A 22,791-nucleotide genomic window follows, 5' to 3' on the forward strand; every position below is an offset into this window, starting at 1 on the left:
CGGAGTAAAGCAGTTAATGCTTTATTCCGCTACCGTTTCCGGATGTTGTTTAGACACTTTCTTAATGTAAATCATCAGACTGACAACCGCCGTAATAAACGCCAATGCATCCGATACCGGCATACTAATCCAGATACCTTCCAATCCCCACCAGTTGGGAAAGAGCAGCAAGCAAGGCAAAAGATAAAGCAACTGTCGCGTCAGCGAAAGGAAAATACTTATTTTAGCCTTCCCGATACTTTGGAAGAAGTTACCAATCACAATCTGCGCCCCTACAAACGGGAACATCAATACAGCCAGCCGGATACCGTCTACGGCCAAATCAATCAATTCATCGCTATCCGTGAAAAGAGCCGATACGGCATGAGGGAAGAACTCGCAGATAATAAACCCGCTACTGGTAATCACGACCCCGGAGATAATCCCCAGTCGCAATGTCTGTTTCACACGGTCTATCTTCTGTGCTCCGAAGTTATACCCCACAATAGGCTGCATACCCATCGTCAGACCTAACACAATCATCACATAAAGCGTCAGCAAACGGTTAATAATCCCATAAGCACCAATCGCCATATCGCCCCCGTAATTTTGCAGACTGTTATTGATGATAATCACAATGGCACACGCACACACATTCATCAGGAAAGGAGACATACCGATGGCGAAGATACTCTCCACAATCCTCCGTTTCATCTTCCAGATATTCCCCTCAAAATGCACCGTACTGTCTTTCTTGACAAAATGGCTCACCACCCACACCATACCGATCAACTGTGAAATCACCGTTGCCGTAGCAGCTCCCCTCATTCCCCATTCAAAGTGGAAAATAAAGATAGGAGCGAGGATAATGTTCGCTACCACCGTCACCATCGAAGTCAACATCGCCTTTTTCGGGTATCCGGTAGCACGCATCACGTTGTTCAACCCAATCATCGTATAAGTGATAGGAGTACCCAATAAGATCACCTGCATAAAGCTCCGCGCATAAGGAAGCGTCTCGCTACTGGCCCCGAAGAAAACCAATATATCATCCAGGAAGATGAAAGACAAAATACCAAAGAAGAACGAATTAGTGATACAGAGCATCAACGTGTGTGACAAGATTTCCGTAGCCCCCTTCATGTCCTTTTGCCCCAGACGGATAGACGCCAGCGTAGAACCGCCCGCCGATACCAATGTACAGAAAGCCACCACCAGATTCATCAGCGGAAAGCTGATGGCTAGTCCGGCAATCGCCATTGGGCCTACACCATGTCCGATGAAGATACTATCAATAATATTATAGATAGAAGTAATCGTCATTCCGATAATTGCAGGAATGGAATATTGTAACAGCAATTTGCCGATACTTTCTTTGCCTAAGATATGTGGGTCGTTCTTGCTCATGCGCTAATAGATTTTGTTGGATAAAAACGTATGTTACGTTTTTTTTAGCTTTGCAAAGGTACGAATTATTTGCCTGATTCGATGATTATTCGGAACTTTGCAACGACGGATACACAAGGTTTAACGTTTAGGTAAAAAGAAAGTTTATATATGAATACAACGAAAACGATTGCGGCACTCTTCGATTTTGATGGTGTCATTATGGATACAGAAACGCAGTACACAGTCTTCTGGGACGAGCAGGGACGGAAATATCTGAATGAAGAAGATTTCGGCCGCCGTATTAAGGGACAGACATTATTGCAAATCTATGAAAAGTATTTCTCGGACCAACCCGAAGCCCAGCTTGAAATAAGCGCCGAACTCTACGTTTACGAGCAAAAGATGTCCTACGAATACATCCCCGGAGTAGAAGCCTTTATAGCCGATCTTCGCCGTAACGGTGCAAAGATAGCCGTAGTCACCAGCTCCAACGAAGAGAAGATGGCTAACGTCTACAATGCCCACCCCGAATTTAAAGGAATGGTAGACCGCATCCTGACCGGAGAGATGTTTGCCCGTTCCAAACCGGCTCCCGACTGCTTCCTGCTCGGGATGGAAATCTTTGAAGCCACCCCCGAAAACACCTACGTCTTTGAAGATTCTTTCCACGGCCTGCAAGCCGGAATGACTTCCGGGGCAACAGTGATCGGACTTGCCACCACCAATACACGTGAAGCTATCACTGGCAAAGCACATTATATAATAGACGACTTCACCGGCATGACCTACGACAAGCTCCTGACCCTGCATCGTTAAGAGAAAGAATAAATCCGAAACGCATTATTGCACTTGATAAATCGCTTCCTTATATTGTTAAGGAGCTTTTATTATACCTCACAGAATCCTTCCAACCGCCTCCCCAGCTATCCAAGCGAGGTGTTTGAAAGGATTTTTTGCATTTCCTTCTCTGTTATGAATTAAATGTTATAACTTTGCCGCGATTTTTGAAGGCGCTTGACGTCGTTTTAATTTTTAATCATTAATTTTTAATTTAAAAAGACATGGCTGGTTATATATCAGATGACTCAAGAAAGGTGACTACTCATCGCCTGGTTGAAATGAAACAGAGAGGTGAAAAAATATCTATGCTGACTGCTTATGATTACACAATGGCACAGATTGTAGACGGTGCGGGAATGGACGTAATCCTGGTAGGCGACTCCGCTTCCAATGTAATGGCAGGTAATGTGACAACACTTCCTATCACACTCGACCAAATGATCTATCATGCCAAATCCGTGGTACGCGGCGTGAAACGTGCGATGGTAGTGGTTGATATGCCTTTCGGATCCTATCAGGGCAACGAGATGGAAGGACTTGCTTCTGCCATCCGTATCATGAAAGAAAGCCACGCTGACGCTTTGAAGCTCGAAGGTGGTGAAGAAATCATAGACACGGTGAGACGCATCGTATGCGCTGGCATTCCGGTAATGGGACATCTGGGACTCATGCCTCAATCCATCAATAAATACGGCACCTATACCGTGCGTGCCAAAGACGACGCCGAAGCCGAAAAACTGATTCGCGACGCCCATCTATTAGAAGAAGCAGGCTGTTTTGCCATTGTACTCGAAAAGATTCCCGCAACCCTTGCCGAACGCGTAGCATCCGAACTGACCATACCTATTATCGGTATCGGTGCCGGTGGACACGTAGACGGTCAGGTATTGGTGATTCAGGATATGCTTGGCATGAACAACGGATTCCGTCCGCGTTTCTTGCGTCGTTATGCTGACTTGTACACGGTGATGACCGATGCCATCAGCCGTTACGTTTCTGACGTGAAGAATTGCTACTTCCCCAACGAGAAGGAACAATATTAAATATAGTATATGGCAGTTAAATTGTGGACAGTTCATTTTATGCGGATATGTGTAGCTAATTTGCTGTTGTTTATATCCTTGTATGTGTTATTTCCGGTGCTTTCCGTAGAGATGGCCGACCGTCTCGGAGTGCCGGCTGCACAGACAGGAGTAATCTTTCTCTTTTTCACCTTGGGGATGTTCCTCATCGGTCCTTTCCATGCCTATCTGGTAGATGCATACAAGCGTAAGTACGTCTGTATGTTTGCTGCTGTCCTGATGGTAGTGGCGACCATCGGATACGCCTTTGTCACCAACCTCACAGAACTGATTCTGTTGGGCACCGTGCAAGGGCTTGCCTTTGGCATAGGCACAACAGCCGGCATCACATTGGCCATTGACATCACCAACTCCACACTGCGCAGTGCGGGAAACGTCAGTTTCTCCTGGATGGCACGTATGGGAATGATCGCAGGCATTATCCTCGGAGTATGGCTTTATCAAAGCCAATCCTTCCAAACCCTGCTCACTGTATCTGTCATAACCGGAGCTGTCGGAATCCTCATGTTATCAGGAGTCTACGTACCTTTCCGTGCGCCGATTGTCACCAAACTCTATTCCTTCGACCGCTTCCTATTGCTTCGTGGATGGGTTCCTGCCATCAATCTGATCCTGATAACCTTCATTCCGGGACTGCTGGTTCCCATGGTACACCCTTTCCTAAACGATTTCGTACTCGGAAACACAGGAATCCCCGTACCGTTCTTTGTAGGAACAGCCCTCGGATACATCGTTTCCCTGTTCTTTGCACGTCTGTTTTTCCTGAAAGAGAAAACACTGCGACTGGTCATTATAGGACTCGGATTGGAAATCGTAGCCATGTCCCTACTGAATACAGACATCTCCATAGGCATTTCCTCCGTACTCTTAGGACTGGGCTTAGGCTTTATCCTGCCGGAATTTCTGGTGATGTTCGTAAAGCTATCCCACCATTGCCAACGCGGAACAGCCAACACCACCCATCTGCTGGCAACCGAAATCGGCATTTCCCTGGGAATCGTTACCGCCTGCTACATGGAATTGGATACAGATAAGATGCTACATACCGGACAGATAGTAGCATCCATTGCTTTACTCTTCTTTGTATTGATTACCTATCCTTATTATATAAAGAAGAAAGTAAGATAGGAGAGTAGCCGGAATTAATTCCGGCTAACTTGTTTTACTCCCTTTATAGTACGTAATTTCTTGATAAGAGCCTCCAAACGTCCCGTATCACCCACCATGACCGTCAGTGTTCCGGAGAACAAACCGTCGTTCGAGTCAATACCGATGGAGCGCAGCGTGATACCATTCTCTTTGGATATAATAGAAGTGATATTAGTCACGATGCCAATATCATCATGCCCTACAACCCGCAGCGTGATAGGATATTGCGTACCTACCGATTTCCCCGCCCAACGAGCCTTCACAATACGATAACCGAAACGTTCGCGCATCTGATTGGCATTCGGACAGTCCGCCCGGTGTATCTTGATACCACCGCTTACCGTAACGAAACCAAACACATCATCCCCGTAAATCGGATTACAACATTTAGCCAACTTGAATTCCAACCCTTTCAGATTCTGATCGATTACCAGAACATCTTCCTTAGACGTCGTTTCCTCTTGTTGCGCAGCCTGCAAGTTATACCCTTCGGCACTGCGATACACAATTTCATCGTGCGTATCACTGTCCCGCTTCTGTTGCTCCACATACTTATCCAGAATCTCGTTAACGTCCAGTCCACCGTCGGCAATCCGCTGATAAAACTCCGTCACATTCTTGAAGCCCAAACGCTTGATGAGGCGCATCATGGTCGCTTCATCATATTCCAACTTACGATTCTTGAATTTCCGTTCCAGCGTCTCCTTGGCAAAAGCGTGCTGGCGTGCCACCATCTCTTTGAGAGCCTGCCTTATCTTGGTGCGCGCTTTGGAAGTCGTCACGATGTTCAGCCAGTCCTGCTTCGGCGTCTGGGTGTTTGAAGTCATGATCTCCACTTGGTCGCCGCTGTTCAGTTTCTGTTTGAGCTGCACATTCTTGCCGTTCACTTTCGCGCCGATACACTTGCATCCCAACTTACTATGGATATGGAAAGCAAAATCCAATACCGTAGCCCCTTTGGCGAGCTTGAACAAATCCCCCTTGGGCGTGAAGACAAACACTTCATCCTCGTAGAGATCCATCTTAAACTGATCCATCACTTTCAGTGAATCGTTGTCTGCATTCTCCAACGCCTCCCGCACAGAAGTCAACCACTCGTCCAGACCCGTTTCACCCTTGATACCTTTATATCTCCAGTGAGCAGCCAATCCGCGTTCCGCGATCTCGTCCATGCGGCGGGTACGTATCTGCACTTCCACCCATTTCCCTTCCGGGCCCATCACAGTGATGTGCAACGACTCGTAACCATTGCTTTTCGGGATAGAGAGCCAGTCGCGCAGACGCTTCGGGTTCGGCTGGTACATATCCGTAACAATCGAATAAACCTGCCAGCATTCCTGCTTCTCCTTAGCCGGGTCCGGCTCCGAATCGAGGATGATACGGATGGCGAACAAGTCATAAATCCCCTCAAAAGACGTTTTCTGCTTCTGAATCTTGTTCCATATCGAATGAATCGACTTGGTACGCCCCTTGATGTCAAACTTCAATCCTGCTTCCGACACCTTCCTCTGGATCGGTTCGATAAAAGCAGCGATATACTTGTCGCGGGACGCCTTCGTCTCGTTCAGCTTATCCTTGATAAAATAATACGTTTCCTTCTGCGTATATTTGAGAGACAAATCTTCCAGTTCCGATTTCAGCTTGTACAATCCCAGCTTATGTGCCAGCGGAGCATACAGGTAAGCAGCCTCGTTCGCCACTTTGAGCCGGTCCTCCTCGTTGCCCGTGTCCTTGATTTGGCGCATCACATTCACACGATCCGCAATCATAATCAGGATTACACGCATATCCTCCGCAAAAGAAAGCAGCAGATTACGGAAGTTTTCCGACTCGATAGCCGGACTCTTCGCATACAGCTCGTTCGTTTTCACCAATCCCTTGATGATACTTGCTACGTCATCCCCATATTCGGCGTTCACCTCGTCGATAGACAATACATGCCCCTTCACGATTTCGTGCAACATGATACCGATCAGGCACGAACCTTTCATACCGATTTCCTCGGCAACGATCACTGCCGTTTGTAAATCTCTGATGACGGGATTCATCCCGAAGTTATTGCGTTGCAGACCGTTACACTGGGCCGCTTTGATAAGATGTCTCTTTAACTTTAGGCAATCCTTCCAGGAAATGCTATCTCCTGCAGATTGTAACAAATGCCGGTAGAGTGAAAAAAGCTCCTTTTTTTCCTCTGATGTAAAAAAGTCGTCCATATTCAATCTTGTTAATTCGATGTAAAATTAGTTTTTTTCCCGGTTATTCGGCAAGAAGTAAATAACATTTTGTATTTTTGGGCATCAATTAATAAAATTAGATATTATGATAACGACACAGGACAAAGAGTTGCTTGCCAAGAAAGGCATCACGGAAGAGCAAATTGTAGAACAATTAGCATGCTTCCAGACGGGTTTCCCCTTTTTGAAGCTGGATGCGGCAGCCTCCATCGAAAAGGGAATATTAGCTCCCGATGCAGAAGAACAGAAGGCTTATCTGGCCGCCTGGGATGCATATACCAACACAGATAAGACTGTTGTGAAGTTCGTGCCCGCCTCCGGTGCAGCGAGTCGTATGTTCAAGAACCTGTTCGAGTTCCTGTCTGCCGACTATGACCGGCCGACTACCAAGTTCGAACAGGCATTCTTCGACGGAATCAAGAATTTTGCTTTCTATGATGACCTGAATGTAGCCTGCCAGCGTATCGACGGAAAAGATATTCCCGGACTGATCGAAGACGGCAACTATAAAGCAGTGGTATCCGCCCTGCTCGAAACAGCCGGACTGAATTACGGCGCACTACCGAAAGGTCTGCTCAAATTCCATAAGTATCCCGAAGGTTCACGCACGCCGATGGAAGAACATCTCGCCGAAGGAGCCTTGTATGCTGCCGGAAAGAGCGGTAAAGTAAACGTGCACTTCACGGTATCTACCGAACACCGTGAACTCTTCAAGAAGCTGGTAGCCGAAAAGGTAGACGAATTTTCCAAACGCTATGGAGTAGACTATTACATCACCTTCTCCGAACAAAAGCCGAGTACCGACACGATTGCCGCCGACATGGACAACCAACCTTTCCGTGACAACGGCAAACTGCTGTTCCGTCCCGGTGGCCACGGCGCACTGATCGAGAACCTGAACGACCTCGATGCAGACATTATCTTCATCAAGAACATCGACAACGTAGTGCCCGACAGACTGAAAGCCGACACCGTTACTTATAAGAAACTGATTGCCGGAGTGCTCGTGACTTTGCAAAAACAAGTATTCGAATACCTTACCCTGCTCGACAGCGGTAAATACACCCACGACCAGATGATGGAAATGCTTCAATTCCTGCAAAAGAAACTCTTCTGCAAGAATCCGGAGACGAAAGACCTCGAAGATTCCGTACTCGCCATCTACCTGAAAAACAAGTTCAACCGCCCGATGCGCATCTGCGGAATGGTGAAGAACGTAGGCGAACCCGGTGGCGGCCCGTTCCTTGCTTACAACAGCGACGGAACCATCTCACTGCAAATCCTCGAAAGCTCACAGATCGACATGGACGATCCGGAGAAGAAAGAAATGTTCGAGAAAGGCACACACTTCAATCCGGTAGACCTCGTATGCGCCGTGCGCGATTATAAAGGACATAAGTTCGACCTGGTGAAGTATGTAGATAAAGCAACAGGCTTCATCTCCTACAAATCGAAGAACGGCAAAGACCTGAAAGCTCTCGAACTTCCCGGCTTGTGGAACGGAGCGATGAGTGACTGGAATACCGTCTTTGTAGAAGTGCCACTTTCCACTTTCAATCCGGTAAAAACAGTGAACGACCTGTTGCGTGAGCAACATCAGTAATTGAATATATTCACCACAGATTACCCCGATTTTACCTGTAGAGACAGTTGTGTAATCTGTGGTGAAATTTAAAAAAGAGTGTTTAGAATGAATCAGATAGAGAAGATCATCGATATTGCTACTTGGAACAGAAGAGAACATTACGAACATTTCAGTGCTTTTGACGATCCGTTTTTCGGAGTGACCGTTCAGGTAGACTGTACGCGCGCGTATCAGGAAGCCAAAACCAAAGGCATATCCTTTTCCCTGTTAGTCCTCCACCGGATAACGACTGCCGCTGCTGCGGTAGAAGAATTCCGTTATCGCATCGAAGGCGATAAGGTGGTGTGCTATGACAGCCTTCTGCCCGAAGCCACCGTAGGCCGTGACGACCATACCTTTTCTTTTGCCGCCTTTGAATATGATCCGGACGAACTTGTCTTTATCCGCCGGGCAAAAGCCGAAATGGAACGTTTGCAAGCCACTACGGGACTCAACAAAGGAGGCACTTTCCATCCCAATGCCATTCATTATTCGGCAGTGCCGTGGCTCTCATTCACCGACATGAAGCACCCCACCAATATGCGTTCGGGCGACAGCGTTCCCAAAATCTCCACCGGAAAGTACTTCCGCGACGGAGAAAGACTGATGATGCCCGTTTCCGTAACCTGCCATCATGGATTGATGGATGGCTATCATGTGGCACAGTTTATTGAGAAGCTCCATTTGTAACTTCCGTTCTGAAAAGACAAACCAGACTATTATATGAGAGTAAAGATACCCAGATGGGAAATCGCCGTAATCTGTTCCGCTTTGCTTTTCCCCGACACTTCGCTTAGTGCGCAGGAGGTAGGGCAGGAAGAGAAAGAGGTGAAGGAAATGCGGCAAGACGTAGAACAGCTCCAGCAGGACGTCCGCCAACTTCGTGAAGAAGTGCGGAGATTGCAGGAAGAAATTCATGGCTTCCGGCACAACAGCTTCCCGCAATGCGGAGCCGACACCGTAGCTCCCTACGTTCCCCACCATTTCATTCACCGGTTGGGGATAGAGGCGCGGCCGCAATACGTGTTCCCCACCAATCCTTTCCTGCAAGGCGAGAACGAACGGTGGAAACCCATCCAGAGTTCATTTGCCGCTCATCTGAAATACTCTTTCAAGTTTCGTCCCAACACCTGTGCCGACCGCATCTATGGCGGAGCTTATCAAGGTTTCGGCTTGGCTTTCACCACCTTTGGCGACAAAAAGCAACTGGGTGATCCGATGACGTTCTATGTCTTTCAAGGTGCACGCATTGCCCGTTTCAATCCCCGCCTTTCGCTCAATTACGAGTGGAATTTCGGTATTTCTGCCGGATGGAAACCTTATGACAACGATTACAACTCCTACAACGGAGCCGTAGGCTCACGGGTGAATGCCTATCTCAATGCGGGTATTTACCTTAACTGGTCGCTTTCTCGTTATTTCGACTTTATCATCGGTGGAGACTTCACGCATTTCTCCAACGGCAACACCAAGTTTCCCAATGCAGGTGTCAACACCACCGGAGCGAAAATCGGACTGGTATACAACTTCAACCGGGAAGAAGCCGACCTCACTAAATCATTGGTTCATCCCTACGTTCCCCGTTTTCCGCGACACGTCAGTTATGACCTTGTGTTGTTCGGCTCGTGGCGTCGCAAAGGCGTCTATGTAGGCGAGAAGCAGATTGCATCACCGGGCAGCTATCCCGTAGCGGGATTCAACTTTGCTCCGATGTACAATCTCAACTATAAGCTGCGTTTCGGAGTTTCGCTGGACGGTGTTTATGACGGTAGTGCTAATGTGTACACTGAAGATGCGCTGGTGGAGTACGATGCAGGCAGTGGTTCCTCCCGTCGTAAATTTCTCGTGCCGGGCATTCAGAATCAGCTTGCGCTCGGACTTTCCGGACGGGCAGAATACGTGATGCCGTTTTTTACCATCGGTGTCGGCTTGGGAACGAATGTGCTGGGGCGTGGCGATTTGCGCGGACTGTATCAGGTCTTTGCGTTGAAGATCAACGTCACCCGGAGTTCATTCCTTCACATCGGCTACAATCTTCAGGATTTCCAGACCCCTAATTATCTGATGCTCGGTCTTGGTTTCCGTTTTAATAATAAATATCCTAAAGTACGTCATTAACCCCCAATACGCCATTACCCCCAAATGGAACATATCATTCGTAAAATCAGGCAAATCTATCCGGTTTCCGACGAAGCACTTCAAGCGCTTCAGGCGAATATGGAATTAAGGTATTATCCCAAAGATACCCGTATCGTTCAGGCAGGCGTCACAGACCGCCTGGTATATTTCATTGAAGAGGGCATCGCCCGTTCCGTATTCCACCACAACGGAGAGGACACCACTACGTGGTTCAGTCAGGAGGGCGACGTCACGTTCGGCATGGATTCGCTCTACTATCAGCAACCATCGGTAGAAAGCGTTGAAACGCTTTCCGATTGCAAAATCTACGTCATCCACATCGACAAGCTGAATGCCCTCTACGAAACATATATCGACATAGCCAACTGGGGAAGAATCCTGCATCAGAATGTGAATAAGGAGCTTAGCCACATGTTTGTGGAGCGCCTCCAACTTTCGCCCAAAGAACGCTACGAACAGTTCAACCGTCGCTATCCCGGATTAATAAACCGAGTGAAGCTGAAATATGTGGCTGCTTTTCTGGGCATTTCCATCTATACCCTTAGTCGGGTACGTGCTAAAAAATAGCGATTAGCAGGGCTTTTTTGCTTTAGAGCAAAGAAACTTCGTAGCGCAAACCGTATCTTTGCCTTCTGAAAATACTAACTTACTAATAGAAAAACAAATGTCGAACATTTCTGCTTCAGCTTTTTCAGACACCAAGGCGCATTATGATCTTCTTGACGGACTTCGCGGTGTGGCGGCTCTTATGGTGATATGGTATCACGTATTCGAGGGCTTCGCTTTTGCCAGTAATAGCGCTATTGAAACTCTGAATCACGGATATTTAGCCGTGGATTTCTTTTTTATCCTTTCGGGTTTTGTGATCGGTTATGCTTACGACGACCGTTGGGGTAAAAGTCTCACCATGAAAGATTTCTTTAAACGCCGATTGATACGTCTTCATCCGATGGTCATTATGGGTGCCGTTCTCGGTGCTATCACGTTCTGTATTCAGGGGAGTGTGCAATGGGACGGGACGCACGTAGCTATCTCCATGATAATGTTGTCTCTGCTTTGTACGATCTTCTTCATTCCTGCCATGCCGGGTGTTGGGTACGAAGTTCGTGGCAACGGTGAGATGTTTCCGTTGAATGGTCCTTGCTGGTCATTGTTTTTTGAGTATATCGGCAATATCCTGTATGCGTTGTTCATTCGCCGCTTGTCCAACAAGGCACTGACGGTGTTTGTGGTGTTGCTGGGCGTAGCGTTGGCGGCGTTTGCTGTTTTTAATGTCTCCACTTATGGAAACATAGGAGTGGGCTGGACGCTGGATGGGGTTAACTTTTTGGGCGGTTCCTTGCGTATGCTTTTCCCTTTTTCGTTGGGTATGCTTATGTCGCGCAATTTCAAGCCTATGAAGGTGAAAGGTGCATTTTGGATATGTGCTATTGCGCTGATTGCCCTGTTCTCTGTTCCTTATCTGGAAGGGTTGGAGCCGCTTTGCATGAATGGTGTTTATGAAGCGTTTTGCGTGATTGTGGCTTTCCCTATCATTCTGTGGATAGGAGCGTCGGGTACCACCACGGACAAGCAATCGACAAAGATATGTAAGTTTTTGGGAGATATATCTTATCCGGTTTATGTGATACATTATCCGTTGATGTATCTGTTCTATGCATGGCTGATTGAGAATCAACTCTACACGTTAGGTGAAACCTGGCACGTAGCTTTGTGTGTCTTTATTTTGAGTATTATTCTTGCTTATCTGTGTTTGAAGCTGTATGATGAACCAATACGTAAATATTTGGCTAAACGTTTATTGAGTAAGAAATGACGTTTTCATTTCATGAAGTTAAAAAGAAAAACTCCAGCTAATGTAACTTTATCCGTCACCATAGCTGGAGTTTTTCTTATATAAAATAAGACTTTCTTTATCTGCAAATGAGCTTTCTTCTATGTTTTCATCTTAGAAATGATTAGATGTGATTAACAGAACTGCTTGCTCATCTTATAATTGGTGAGACACATTTGATTAGCTTTCCGCTTTTGCTCTTCATCGACCTGAAAACCTTGTTTTTCAAAAAATGGTTTTGCCGTGATGCTAACTTCCGATGTTAATCTTTTCGCACCTCTTTCTCGTGCATATGCTTCGAGATGCTTATACAAAGATGTTGCGACACCTTGATGCTGAAAGTCCTTGTGAACGAACAGCGTGTGCATATATCCGTCATCGTTTACAGAGCCAAAGCCTACAATCACGCCTTCTTCGTTTTCTGCAACCACATAATGTTGTTCTTCGAAAAGCTCATTCCAGTGTGACGTATCGTCTCCGCACGAAGCCCAATCTGCTACTTCTTCGGCTGTATAATCTTTTCGGTTCACAGTCAGAACTGTATGCTGATATAGCTCTTGCAGTGCTGGAATATCAGACAGGTTTACTTGGCGGATTTTATTCATCTTATCTCTGAATTTCTTGTATTAATGAACTTCTACTTTCTCTGCAATTCTCTTAGCCTTGTCGCGCAACGCATCCAAATCAGAATCAAGCGGAGCATAACAAAGTACCACACCCATACGGCGGTTGACACGTGTAAACGGTTTGCCGAAAATGCGGAGATAAGTATCTTCTTCTTTGGTCACTTCTTCTAGTCCGCGATATTGAGGACGTTCCTGGCTGGCAATCGGGGAAAGGATCACAGCGCTTGCGCCTATCCGTTCTTGTTTGATGCCGGGAATGGGCAGGCCGAGTACGGCACGCAGATGCAATTCAAATTCATTCAGGTTTTGTGTGCCCGCCAGTGTCACCATACCTGTGTCATGCGGACGAGGAGAGAGTTCGGAGAAATAGACTCCATTATCATGGCTTAGGAAGAACTCAACTCCCCAAAGTCCTGCACCTGTGAGGGCACGGGTTACTTTCTCCGCCATCTCTTCCGCTTCTTTCAAATGGGCGGGATCAATGTGTGCAGGCTGGAAACTTTCGCGGTAGTCGCCACCTTTCTGCACGTGTCCGATAGGAGGGCAGAAGAGGGTAGGGCCGTTCTTTTGGGTAACGGTGAGCAGGGTGATTTCGCTGTCGAACTTGATAAATTCTTCAATGATAAGTTCGCGAATATCGCCACGACTGCCGCTGCATCCGTATTCCCAGGCATGTTCGAGTTCGTCGGCACTCTTCACGAGCGATTGTCCTTTGCCGGAAGAAGACATCAATGGTTTAACGACACAAGGGAAACCGATTTTATCGGCAGCTTCTTTCAGTTCTTCCAGAGTTTTGGCATAGAAGTATTTGGCTGTTTTCAGTCCGAGTTCTTGGGCGGCAAGGTCGCGAATGGCTTTGCGGTTCATCGTGAAGTTCACGGCACGAGCGCTGGGAACTACCTGGATACCTTCTTTCTCGAAGTCGTATAAGCGTTCTGTACGGATGGCTTCAATCTCCGGAACGATGATGTCCGGGCGGTGTTTCTTCACCACGCGTTCCAGCTCTTCACCGTTCAGCATGTCGAATACTTCAAATTCATCGGCCACTTGCATAGCCGGTGCTCCTGCATAGGAGTCGCAAGCAATGATGTGCTGGCCTTTACGTTGAGCTGAAATTACAAATTCTTTTCCTAGTTCGCCAGAACCGAGTAACAGTATTTTCTTCATCATTTTGAGTGTTTTATATTAGTGGTGCAAAATTACAGCAAAAAAATGAGATAATAATTGTATGTGGCGTTATTATATTGCTCTTTTATGCAAATTGGGAACTTTATAAAGATGGATGTGAATCTTAATGCAAAAATGCGGAATATATAAGGAATAGAATAGATAGGAGAAAAACAGGAAATATGGCTTTAAACTTTCTTAAGGAAAACATGAAAATACGGACTTTTCTGTGTTCGAGCACAAAACTAGTTGTTTTTGCCACTATTTCTTGTTTTTGCTAATCCATTGATTTTTAACAAAGAGATAGGAAACTCGATGGGTTAATTTAGTTTATTGATAGATTATTGCCCCCAAACTTGTTTTGCTATTGATTTGTAGCAGAAATTTGCCTGAATTGGTCAATCTGTAGTCATTGTAGGTCTAATAAGTGTTATCGAACGACAAATTATGAAAAAGGAAGCACAACGACACGGAATTGTTTCTACATTTGCGCAGTTGTTTCTTTAACTATTTCTAAGGACAGAAGTTTATGGGATATAGAAAATAGTTGAACAAAAACTGAACTCAACTGTTTATTATAATAATGAAATAGGTAAAACGCGAAAAATGTGCATTCCTTTCATATTATAAAGTCAAAAAGGAGAGAAAAGAATAATATAAATAAATTAGAGATTGCTTATGTCACAGATTATCGGACATATCTCGCAGGTGATCGGCCCTGTGGTCGATGTGTACTTTGAGGGTACGGATGCAGAATTGGTGCTGCCAAGCATCCACGACGCACTGGAGATAAAGAGGCCAAACGGCAAAATACTGGTTGTAGAAGTTCAGCAACATATCGGCGAAAATACGGTGCGTACCGTAGCGATGGACAGTACTGACGGACTTCAGAGAGGCATGAAAGTGTATCCCACCGGAGGCCCGATCACGATGCCGATTGGCGAACAGATTAAAGGACGACTGATGAACGTAGTCGGTGATTCGATCGACGGTATGAAAGGACTCGACCGCAAAGGTGCATATTCCATTCATCGCGACCCCCCTAAGTTTGAGGATTTGACTACTGTGCAAGAGGTGCTCTTCACAGGTATCAAAGTGATCGACCTGCTCGAACCGTATGCCAAAGGTGGTAAAATCGGTTTGTTCGGCGGTGCCGGTGTAGGAAAGACTGTATTGATTCAGGAACTTATCAATAATATCGCCAAGAAACATAATGGATTCTCTGTATTTGCCGGAGTAGGTGAACGTACCCGTGAAGGTAACGACTTGCTGCGCGAAATGATTGAATCCGGTGTAATCCGTTACGGCGAAGCATTCAAAGAAGGAATGGAGAAAGGTCACTGGGATCTTTCGAAAGTGGATTATAACGAACTGGAGAAATCGCAAGTGTCTCTGATTTTCGGTCAGATGAACGAGCCTCCGGGCGCACGTGCCTCTGTGGCATTGTCCGGACTGACGGTGGCGGAATCTTTCCGCGACGCAGGAAAAGAAGGTGAGAAACGCGATATTCTGTTCTTTATTGATAATATCTTCCGTTTCACGCAAGCAGGTTCGGAAGTGTCCGCCCTTTTGGGACGTATGCCCTCCGCTGTTGGTTACCAGCCCACGTTGGCTACGGAAATGGGTGCGATGCAGGAACGTATCACGTCTACCCGCAAAGGTTCTATCACCTCCGTACAGGCGGTGTATGTGCCTGCCGATGACTTGACCGACCCGGCTCCTGCAACAACTTTCAGCCACTTGGACGCAACTACCGTGCTCGACCGTAAGATTACGGAGCTGGGTATTTATCCGGCGGTAGACCCGTTGGCTTCTACGTCACGTATCCTCGACCCGCACATTGTTGGCCAGGAACACTACGACGTAGCGCAGCAAGTGAAACAAATTCTGCAACGTAACAAGGAATTACAAGATATTATCTCCATCCTCGGTATGGAAGAACTCTCGGAAGAAGACAAGATGGTAGTGAACCGCGCCCGCCGTGTGCAGCGTTTCCTTTCACAACCGTTTGCCGTGGCTGAACAGTTTACAGGCGTTCCGGGTGTGATGGTGGGTATTGAAGACACCATCAAGGGATTCAAGATGATTCTGGAAGGAGAAGTGGATTATCTTCCCGAACAGGCTTTCTTGAATGTCGGAACCATTGAGGAGGCAATAGAGAAAGGTAAGAAATTGCTGGAACAGGCAGCAAAAAAATAAAAAGATAGCATGATGAAAGAACTGCATTTGAGTATAGTATCGCCCGAAAAGAGCATATTCGACGGAAATGTGAAGATTGTCACATTGCCGGGAATGATCGGTTCGTTTTCTATTCTCCCCGGGCATGCGCCCATTGTTTCGTCGTTGAAAGCGGGAACGTTGAGTTACACGACGATGGACGGAGAAGAGCACACGATGGATATTCAGGGCGGTTTTGTCGAAATGAGTGACGGTACGGTTTCTGCCTGTGTTTCCTGACGGAAACTCCTCACCGGCACAAAGACTAAGCATTAAAAAATTGAAAAAAACGAGGTTATAATCTTACAGAAAAACACAGTAACATGGTGAATATTAGTAAAACTAAACGGAATTTTATTTGGTGGCATACCTTATTTGCGGTAATTAGCGGGGCACTCGGAGCTGTCATTCTACACTTCGCTTTGCCGGGGCATTATTTCGGAGGGTATCCGTTTATTCCGATCTATTTTTACTTCTTCGGGCTGTTTAGCATTTATGCTTTCGACGCTTGCCGTCGGCATGCTCCACAGAGAATGTTACTGTTGTATCTGGCAACGAAGATGATAAAAATGATTCTTTCGCTGATTCTGGTATTGATTTATTGTCTTGCCGTTCGCGAAGAAGCCAGAGCCTTTCTGCTGACGTTTATCTTGTTCTATTTGATATATCTGGTATTCGAAACCTGGTTCTTCTTCTCTTTTGAGTTGAATCAGAAACGGAAAAAGAAAAATAAGAAGAAAAATGAAACAGTTGCATAACATAGTAGCTCCGTTGATTCTGTTCTGCCTCATGGCGGCAGTCAGCTTGCCGGTTCTTGCACAGGAACAGGAGGGGGAAGCGGTGTCACAACAGACGCAGGACGAGATTACTCCGAAAGAGGAACAGGAGAACACGGTGGATGTGAAAGAAATTGTGTTCGGTCATATCGGCGACTCCTACGAATGGCATATTACGACGTGGGGTAACACGCACATTACTATACCATTACCTATTATTGTTTATAGTAGCACTACAGGTTGGCACACGTTCCTTTCTTCCCGTCTCGAAGAGAATGGAGGGACTTATGAAGGACTTTCCATCGCTCCCGAAGGAAGTAAGTACGAGGGCAAACTGGTAGAGTATAATGCGGCAGGCGAACAGGTCCGCCCGTGGGATATTTCCATCACGAAAGTGACATTTGCTTTGCTGTTCAACAGCGTGTTGTTGCTCATCATCGTATTGAGCGTGTCACACTGGTACAGAAAACGTCCGCAAGGAGCGAAAGCGCCGGGAGGATTTATCGGATTCATGGAGATGTTCATCATGATGGTGAACGACGATATTATCAAGAGTTGTGTAGGACCCAACTACCGGAAGTTTGCACCGTATCTGCTGACAGCGTTCTTTTTCATCTTTATCAATAACATGATGGGATTGATTCCGTTCTTCCCCGGAGGTGCGAACGTGACGGGAAATATCGCTATCACTATGGTGCTTGCAGTCTGCACGTTCCTGGCAGTGAATATCTTCGGTTCGAAACATTACTGGAAGGATATTTTCTGGCCTGATGTACCTTGGTGGCTGAAAGTGCCTATACCGATGATGCCATTCATCGAGTTCTTCGGAATCTTTACGAAACCGTTTGCTTTGATGATTCGTCTTTTTGCCAATATGCTGGCGGGACACATGGCGATGCTGGTGCTTACCTGCCTGATCTTTATCTCGGCAAGCATGGGGCCTGCACTGAACGGCACGCTGACGGTGGCTTCTGTATTGTTCAACATCTTTATGAATGCGCTTGAGTTGTTGGTTGCTTTCATCCAGGCTTACGTATTTACGATGTTGTCGGCAGTGTTTATCGGTCTGGCACAGGAAGGTGCCAAAGTGAAAGCTGAAGAAAATTGAAATGAAACGCGGTGAAAACGTTGATAAAAAGAATACGGAATAAACGCGCGGAATGAATGATTAAATAATAAACAAGAGAAAATATAAACCATTTTAAAACTGAAAATTATGTTACTATCAGTATTGTTACAAGCCACTGCAGCAGCAGTAGGAGTTAGTAAATTAGGTGCAGCTATCGGTGCAGGTCTTGCAGTAATCGGAGCTGGTTTGGGTATTGGTAAGATTGGTAGTTCGGCAATGGAGGCAATCGCACGCCAGCCGGAAGCATCAGGGGACATCCGTATGAACATGATTATCGCCGCCGCCTTGATTGAAGGTGTGGCTCTGTTGGCGGTAGTAGTTTGTCTGTTGGTGTTCTTCCTCTAAAAGGGAGAACCCACCCCAGCTTTTAATTTATAGTCTTTAATTTCTAATTAAAAGATATGTCATTACTATTACCTGATAGTGGCCTGCTGTTCTGGATGTTTCTCTCATTCGGGATTGTGTTCGTGATATTGGCGAAATACGGCTTTCCCGTCATCATCAAGATGGTGGAGGGTCGTAAGACCTATATCGACCAGTCTTTGGAGGTGGCGAGAGAGGCTAATGCCCAGTTGTCTAAACTGAAAGAGGAAGGCGACGCATTGGTGGCTGCCGCCAACAAAGAACAAGGACGCATCTTGAGGGAAGCAATGGAAGAACGTGACAAGATTGTTCACGAGGCCCGTAAACAAGCCGAAATTGCCGCACAAAAAGAACTGGATGCGGTGAAACAACAAATCCAGATAGAGAAAGACGAAGCCATCCGCGACATCCGTCGCCAGGTAGCCGTGCTTTCTGTGGACATCGCCGAGAAAGTGCTCCGCAAGAGTCTTGAGGACAAGGAAGCACAGATGGGCATGATCGACCGTATGCTGGATGAAGTACTAACCCCGAATAAGAACTAAGGAAGATGGAAGTCGGAATACTCTCAATGCGTTATGCAAAAGCCATCATTGAATATGCACAGGAAAAAGGTCTGGAGGACAGGTTATATCAGGAGTTCCTGACGCTGTCGCACAGTTTTTGTGAACAACCCGGTTTGCGCGAAGCACTTGATAATCCGGTCATCACAACGAAGGAAAAGTTGGCGTTAGTCTGCACGGCTGCCGACGGTGACGGAAAATCGACCAGAGAGTTTGTCCGTTTTATCACTTTGGTACTGCGAAACAGGCGTGAAGGCTATCTGCAATTTATCAGCCTGATGTATCTGGATCTCTACCGGAAGCTGAAGCATATCGGAGTGGGTAAGCTCATTACAGCCGTTCCCGTCAATAAGGAAACGGAAAACCGGATTCGTTCCGCAGCAGAGCATATCTTGCACGCCCAGATGGAACTCGAAACGGTGATAGATCCTTCGATCGAAGGCGGATTTATCTTCGATGTCAACGACTACCGACTGGATGCAAGCGTTGCCACGCAGTTGAAGCGAGTGAAACAACAATTTATTGATAAGAATAGGAGAATTGTATAATGTCTGAAAATATAAAAGTAAGCGAAGTATCTGATATATTGCGCAAGCAGCTCGAAGGAATCAACGCCAATGTGCAACTTGACGAAATCGGTACGGTGCTCCAGGTGAGCGACGGCGTAGTGCGTATCTATGGATTGCGAAATGCCGAAGCCAATGAATTGCTGGAGTTTGACAATGGTATCAAAGCAATCGTGATGAACCTCGAAGAGGACAACGTGGGTGCTGTGCTGTTGGGTCCGACGGACAAGATCAAAGAGGGATTCGTCGTGAAGCGTACCAAACGTATCGCCTCCATCCGTGTAGGAGAGGGCATGCTGGGACGTGTGATCGACCCGCTGGGCGAACCGCTCGACGGCAAGGGGCTGGTTGGTGGCGAACTGTATGATATGCCATTGGAACGGAAAGCTCCGGGGGTAATCTACCGTCAGCCTGTGAACCAACCGTTGCAGACGGGATTGAAGGCGGTAGACGCCATGATTCCTATCGGTCGCGGACAGCGTGAGTTGATTATCGGCGACCGCCAGACGGGAAAGACTGCCATCGCTATTGATACGATTATCAACCAGCGCAGTAACTTCCTGGCAGGTGATCCTGTATATTGTATTTATGTGGCTATCGGTCAGAAGGGTTCTACCGTTGCTTCTATCGTTAATACGCTTCGTGAGTACGGAGCACTGGACTACACGATTGTGGTGGCTGCTACGGCTGGTGATCCGGCTGCATTGCAGTATTACGCTCCTTTTGCGGGTGCTGCCATTGGCGAGTATTTCCGTGATACCGGTCGTCATGCGTTGGTGGTTTATGATGACCTTTCCAAGCAGGCGGTAGCTTATCGTGAGGTTTCTCTGATTCTTCGCCGTCCATCAGGTCGTGAGGCTTATCCGGGTGATATCTTCTATCTGCACTCCCGTCTGTTGGAACGTGCTGCCAAGATTATCAGTCAGGAGGAAGTGGCTCGCGAAATGAACGATCTTCCGGAAAGTCTGAAGGGAATTGTCAAAGGCGGTGGTTCGCTCACGGCATTGCCTATCATCGAAACGCAGGCTGGTGACGTATCGGCTTATATCCCGACGAACGTGATTTCTATCACCGACGGACAGATATTCCTTGAAACTGACTTGTTCAACCAGGGTACGCGTCCGGCTATCAACGTCGGTATCTCTGTATCCCGTGTAGGTGGTAACGCGCAGATTAAGGCTATGAAGAAAGTGGCGGGAACATTGAAGATCGACCAGGCACAGTATCGTGAACTGGAAGCGTTCTCCAAGTTCAGTAGCGACATGGACCCGATTACCGCATTGACGATTGACAAGGGACGTAAGAACGGCCAGCTGTTGATTCAGCCTCAATACAGCCCGATGCCCGTAGAACAGCAGATTGCTATTCTCTACTGTGGTACACACGGACTGCTCCACGATGTTCCTCTGGATAAGGTGCAGGACTTTGAACGTAGCTTCATCGAATCGCTGCAACTGAATCATCAGGAGGATGTATTGGATGTATTGAAAACGGGTGTGATTGATGATAATGTGATTAAGGCTATCGAAGAGACTGCCGCCATGGTCACTAAACAATTTATCTAATCGGTCATTGATTTATCTGATTGGCTTTTTTATAAATCAGATCGCCCTTTAATTTTTAATTATTAATTTTTAATTATCACTATGGCTTCACTGAAAGAAGTAAAAACCAGAATAAATTCGGTCAAGAGTACCCGAAAAATCACTTCAGCAATGAAAATGGTGGCTTCTGCCAAATTACACAAGGCACAAGGAGCCATTGAGAATATGCTGCCTTATCAGAAGAAGTTGAACAAGATTCTGACTAACTTCCTAAGCGCGGACCTGCCTATCGAATCTCCTTATGTGCAGGAGCGTGAAGTGAAGCGTGTAGCAATCGTTGTTTTTTCTTCGAACACTTCTCTTTGTGGTGCTTTCAACGCCAATGTCATCAAAATGATGATGCAGACTATCGGGGAATTCCGTACTTTAGGACAGGATAATATCTTGATATTCCCGGTAGGCAAGAAGGTGGATGAAGCGGCCAAACGGATGGGTTTCAAACCGCAGGAGGTTTCTCCAACGCTCTCCGACAAACCAACGTATCAGGAGGCTGCCGAACTGGCTCACCGACTGATGGATCTGTATGTAGCAGGCGAAGTGGACCGGGTGGAAATAATCTATCATCACTTCAAATCAATGGGGGTACAGATTCTTCTTCGTGAGACGTATCTCCCCATTAATCTGACGAACGTCGTAAGTGAAGAGGACAGAGAGAATGAAGAGGAGGTACAGGAGAACGAGATTGCCAATGATTATATCATCGAACCGAACGCAGAGGAATTAATCGAGAGCTTAATCCCCACTGTATTGAGCCAGAAGATTTTTACTGCCGCTGTTGACTCCAATGCTTCGGAACATGCTGCACGTACGTTGGCTATGCAAGTGGCTACGGACAACGCAAACGAGCTGATCCAGGATTTGACGAAGCAGTACAATAAGAGTCGTCAGCAGGCGATTACAAACGAATTGCTGGATATTGTAGGGGGATCCATGAAGTAATTAATCATCTTTCTTTTGTCTTGAAACAAAAGAAAGAAGCAAAGAAAAATTCAAGGCTGACTTTTTTCTCCTACTCGCTTCCTTCACTTCGCTAAAGGGCAGAAACTCGCTACGCTCAAACAGTTTGCCCTTCTTAACGCTCCGTTACGGGCGCTCGCCTGACGGAGAGAAAAGTAGGCCGGGGAACCTGGCGGGGTGGGTGTTGCTGCTTGAATGTTGTAGGGTAGGTTTGTGGGGAAGCTGTTCTGGATGGGGTTGCGGGGGAGCCGTGCGATATGTCTGATATTGCTTTGGTGAGTCGCTGTTATATCGTTTATAGTTTTATTATATATTGTTCTGCTTTGCTATATTGAGTCGTATAACGTCTGCGGCTTTTATATAGCAAAGCTTTTTTATAAGGGGTATAAACCTTTCATAAGTCTCTTTATACTACATAGGCTACATCGGTTATCATTCTATTAGCCTTTTATTCTATGTCCTCTTTTTATATGGTGAGTTTTTTAATAATAAAGCTTCCCACATTGTAAGGCTTCCACCCGCAGGTCTTCCGGCCTCGTTTTTCCGGCGTCAAGCA

21 protein-coding genes are annotated in these 22,791 nt (G+C 46.5%); 17 read left to right on the forward strand and 4 right to left on the reverse strand.

The genetic code is table 11. The features are described from left to right. Window positions 1-21: 21 nt before the first annotated feature. Complete coding sequence (locus tag DXA54_RS00225; RefSeq protein ID WP_004295740.1) at window positions 22-1,386, reverse strand: MATE family efflux transporter; 1,365 nt, start codon at window positions 1,384-1,386, stop codon at window positions 22-24. Window positions 1,387-1,536: 150 nt separating this feature from the next. On the opposite strand from DXA54_RS00225, the gene DXA54_RS00230 reads away from it, so the two are divergent. From DXA54_RS00230 to DXA54_RS00240, 3 genes are all read left to right on the forward strand, one after another. Next, complete coding sequence (locus DXA54_RS00230) at window positions 1,537-2,184, forward strand: HAD family hydrolase (RefSeq protein ID WP_004325784.1); 648 nt, start codon at window positions 1,537-1,539, stop codon at window positions 2,182-2,184. 245 nt (window positions 2,185-2,429) lie between these two features. Further along, complete coding sequence (gene panB / locus DXA54_RS00235) at window positions 2,430-3,251, forward strand: 3-methyl-2-oxobutanoate hydroxymethyltransferase (RefSeq protein WP_004295743.1); 822 nt, start codon at window positions 2,430-2,432, stop codon at window positions 3,249-3,251. Window positions 3,252-3,260: 9 nt separating this feature from the next. Then, on the forward strand, window positions 3,261-4,418 hold the full coding sequence (locus DXA54_RS00240; protein WP_008648068.1) for an MFS transporter: 1,158 nt from the start codon (window positions 3,261-3,263) through the stop codon (window positions 4,416-4,418). Window positions 4,419-4,432: 14 nt separating this feature from the next. Here the strand turns inward: DXA54_RS00240 and DXA54_RS00245 are convergent, their stop codons facing one another. Next, a complete protein-coding gene (locus DXA54_RS00245; RefSeq protein WP_004308819.1) occupies window positions 4,433-6,652 on the reverse strand; it encodes a RelA/SpoT family protein in 2,220 nt (739 codons plus the stop codon). A gap of 106 nt (window positions 6,653-6,758) precedes the next feature. Here DXA54_RS00245 and DXA54_RS00250 point away from each other — a divergent pair, with 106 nt between their 5' ends. The 5 genes from DXA54_RS00250 to DXA54_RS00270 all read left to right on the forward strand — a co-directional run bounded on the left by DXA54_RS00250 (window position 6,759) and on the right by DXA54_RS00270 (window position 12,252). Further along, window positions 6,759-8,276 (forward strand): DUF4301 family protein, encoded by a 1,518-nt coding sequence (locus tag DXA54_RS00250; RefSeq protein ID WP_120078807.1) that lies wholly within the window; start codon window positions 6,759-6,761, stop codon window positions 8,274-8,276. 87 nt (window positions 8,277-8,363) lie between these two features. Beyond that, entirely contained in the window at window positions 8,364-8,987 is a 624-nt protein-coding gene (locus DXA54_RS00255; RefSeq protein WP_004303471.1) for a chloramphenicol acetyltransferase, read from the forward strand. 33 nt (window positions 8,988-9,020) lie between these two features. Then, window positions 9,021-10,415, forward strand: a complete 1,395-nt coding sequence (locus DXA54_RS00260; RefSeq protein ID WP_120078808.1) for an acyloxyacyl hydrolase — start codon at window positions 9,021-9,023, stop codon at window positions 10,413-10,415. 24 nt (window positions 10,416-10,439) lie between these two features. Then, window positions 10,440-11,003 (forward strand): Crp/Fnr family transcriptional regulator, encoded by a 564-nt coding sequence (locus DXA54_RS00265; RefSeq protein ID WP_004308858.1) that lies wholly within the window; start codon window positions 10,440-10,442, stop codon window positions 11,001-11,003. Between the two features lie 97 nt (window positions 11,004-11,100). Further along, window positions 11,101-12,252: an acyltransferase family protein gene (locus DXA54_RS00270; RefSeq protein ID WP_004308859.1), complete on the forward strand. Its 1,152-nt coding sequence runs from the start codon at window positions 11,101-11,103 to the stop codon at window positions 12,250-12,252. A gap of 152 nt (window positions 12,253-12,404) precedes the next feature. Here DXA54_RS00270 and DXA54_RS00275 read toward each other — a convergent pair whose 3' ends face one another. Both DXA54_RS00275 and purT read right to left on the reverse strand, forming a co-directional pair. Further along, window positions 12,405-12,875, reverse strand: coding sequence for a GNAT family N-acetyltransferase (locus tag DXA54_RS00275; RefSeq protein WP_004308860.1), 471 nt, complete (start codon window positions 12,873-12,875; stop codon window positions 12,405-12,407). A gap of 21 nt (window positions 12,876-12,896) precedes the next feature. Further along, a complete protein-coding gene (gene purT, locus DXA54_RS00280; RefSeq protein ID WP_004303468.1) occupies window positions 12,897-14,063 on the reverse strand; it encodes a formate-dependent phosphoribosylglycinamide formyltransferase in 1,167 nt (388 codons plus the stop codon). Window positions 14,064-14,741: 678 nt separating this feature from the next. Here purT and atpD point away from each other — a divergent pair. The 9 genes from atpD to DXA54_RS00325 all read left to right on the forward strand — a co-directional run bounded on the left by atpD (window position 14,742) and on the right by DXA54_RS00325 (window position 22,217). After that, window positions 14,742-16,262, forward strand: coding sequence for a F0F1 ATP synthase subunit beta (gene atpD, locus DXA54_RS00285; RefSeq protein ID WP_004295754.1), 1,521 nt, complete (start codon window positions 14,742-14,744; stop codon window positions 16,260-16,262). 12 nt (window positions 16,263-16,274) lie between these two features. Then, window positions 16,275-16,520, forward strand: coding sequence for an ATP synthase F1 subunit epsilon (gene atpC, locus DXA54_RS00290; RefSeq protein WP_004303467.1), 246 nt, complete (start codon window positions 16,275-16,277; stop codon window positions 16,518-16,520). A gap of 83 nt (window positions 16,521-16,603) precedes the next feature. Continuing rightward, a complete protein-coding gene (locus DXA54_RS00295) occupies window positions 16,604-17,038 on the forward strand; it encodes a hypothetical protein (RefSeq protein ID WP_004303466.1) in 435 nt (144 codons plus the stop codon). Then, window positions 17,022-18,164 carry a F0F1 ATP synthase subunit A gene (gene atpB / locus DXA54_RS00300; protein ID WP_004303465.1) on the forward strand — a complete coding sequence of 381 codons (1,143 nt, stop codon included), beginning with the start codon at window positions 17,022-17,024 and terminating at the stop codon, window positions 18,162-18,164. Before DXA54_RS00295 ends, atpB begins: the two co-directional genes overlap by 17 nt. Window positions 18,165-18,272: 108 nt before the next feature. Further along, the gene (gene atpE, locus DXA54_RS00305) at window positions 18,273-18,530 is read left to right on the forward strand and encodes an ATP synthase F0 subunit C (RefSeq protein ID WP_004308863.1); all 258 of its coding nucleotides are present in this window, start codon (window positions 18,273-18,275) and stop codon (window positions 18,528-18,530) included. A 56-nt stretch (window positions 18,531-18,586) separates the two neighbouring features. Further along, window positions 18,587-19,090, forward strand: a complete 504-nt coding sequence (gene atpF / locus DXA54_RS00310; protein WP_004295759.1) for a F0F1 ATP synthase subunit B — start codon at window positions 18,587-18,589, stop codon at window positions 19,088-19,090. Window positions 19,091-19,095: 5 nt separating this feature from the next. Further along, on the forward strand, window positions 19,096-19,656 hold the full coding sequence (locus DXA54_RS00315; RefSeq protein ID WP_004295760.1) for a F0F1 ATP synthase subunit delta: 561 nt from the start codon (window positions 19,096-19,098) through the stop codon (window positions 19,654-19,656). Further along, entirely contained in the window at window positions 19,656-21,239 is a 1,584-nt protein-coding gene (atpA, locus tag DXA54_RS00320) for a F0F1 ATP synthase subunit alpha (RefSeq protein WP_004295761.1), read from the forward strand. Before DXA54_RS00315 ends, atpA begins: the two co-directional genes overlap by 1 nt. 81 nt (window positions 21,240-21,320) lie before the next feature. After that, window positions 21,321-22,217, forward strand: coding sequence for a F0F1 ATP synthase subunit gamma (locus DXA54_RS00325; RefSeq protein ID WP_120078809.1), 897 nt, complete (start codon window positions 21,321-21,323; stop codon window positions 22,215-22,217). Window positions 22,218-22,791 lie beyond the last annotated feature (574 nt).

The sequence above is a fragment of the Bacteroides sp. OF03-11BH genome (assembly GCF_003604005.1).
In the GTDB taxonomy this organism is placed as follows: Bacteria; Bacteroidota; Bacteroidia; order Bacteroidales; family Bacteroidaceae; genus Bacteroides; species Bacteroides ovatus.

Coding starts and splice junctions, on each gene's coding strand:
- DXA54_RS00325 (WP_120078809.1), top strand. CDS start 21,321: ATGGCTTCACTGAAAGAAGTAAAAACCAGAATAAATTCGGTCAAGAGT.
- DXA54_RS00315 (WP_004295760.1), top strand. CDS start 19,096: ATGGAAGTCGGAATACTCTCAATGCGTTATGCAAAAGCCATCATTGAA.
- atpC (WP_004303467.1), top strand. CDS start 16,275: ATGAAAGAACTGCATTTGAGTATAGTATCGCCCGAAAAGAGCATATTC.
- DXA54_RS00275 (WP_004308860.1), bottom strand. CDS start 12,875: ATGAATAAAATCCGCCAAGTAAACCTGTCTGATATTCCAGCACTGCAA.
- DXA54_RS00295 (WP_004303466.1), top strand. CDS start 16,604: ATGGTGAATATTAGTAAAACTAAACGGAATTTTATTTGGTGGCATACC.
- panB (WP_004295743.1), top strand. CDS start 2,430: ATGGCTGGTTATATATCAGATGACTCAAGAAAGGTGACTACTCATCGC.
- atpB (WP_004303465.1), top strand. CDS start 17,022: ATGAAACAGTTGCATAACATAGTAGCTCCGTTGATTCTGTTCTGCCTC.
- DXA54_RS00230 (WP_004325784.1), top strand. CDS start 1,537: ATGAATACAACGAAAACGATTGCGGCACTCTTCGATTTTGATGGTGTC.
- DXA54_RS00265 (WP_004308858.1), top strand. CDS start 10,440: ATGGAACATATCATTCGTAAAATCAGGCAAATCTATCCGGTTTCCGAC.
- purT (WP_004303468.1), bottom strand. CDS start 14,063: ATGAAGAAAATACTGTTACTCGGTTCTGGCGAACTAGGAAAAGAATTT.
- atpF (WP_004295759.1), top strand. CDS start 18,587: ATGTCATTACTATTACCTGATAGTGGCCTGCTGTTCTGGATGTTTCTC.
- atpD (WP_004295754.1), top strand. CDS start 14,742: ATGTCACAGATTATCGGACATATCTCGCAGGTGATCGGCCCTGTGGTC.
- DXA54_RS00245 (WP_004308819.1), bottom strand. CDS start 6,652: ATGGACGACTTTTTTACATCAGAGGAAAAAAAGGAGCTTTTTTCACTC.
- DXA54_RS00225 (WP_004295740.1), bottom strand. CDS start 1,386: ATGAGCAAGAACGACCCACATATCTTAGGCAAAGAAAGTATCGGCAAA.
- DXA54_RS00240 (WP_008648068.1), top strand. CDS start 3,261: ATGGCAGTTAAATTGTGGACAGTTCATTTTATGCGGATATGTGTAGCT.
- atpA (WP_004295761.1), top strand. CDS start 19,656: ATGTCTGAAAATATAAAAGTAAGCGAAGTATCTGATATATTGCGCAAG.
- DXA54_RS00255 (WP_004303471.1), top strand. CDS start 8,364: ATGAATCAGATAGAGAAGATCATCGATATTGCTACTTGGAACAGAAGA.
- DXA54_RS00270 (WP_004308859.1), top strand. CDS start 11,101: ATGTCGAACATTTCTGCTTCAGCTTTTTCAGACACCAAGGCGCATTAT.
- atpE (WP_004308863.1), top strand. CDS start 18,273: ATGTTACTATCAGTATTGTTACAAGCCACTGCAGCAGCAGTAGGAGTT.
- DXA54_RS00260 (WP_120078808.1), top strand. CDS start 9,021: ATGAGAGTAAAGATACCCAGATGGGAAATCGCCGTAATCTGTTCCGCT.
- DXA54_RS00250 (WP_120078807.1), top strand. CDS start 6,759: ATGATAACGACACAGGACAAAGAGTTGCTTGCCAAGAAAGGCATCACG.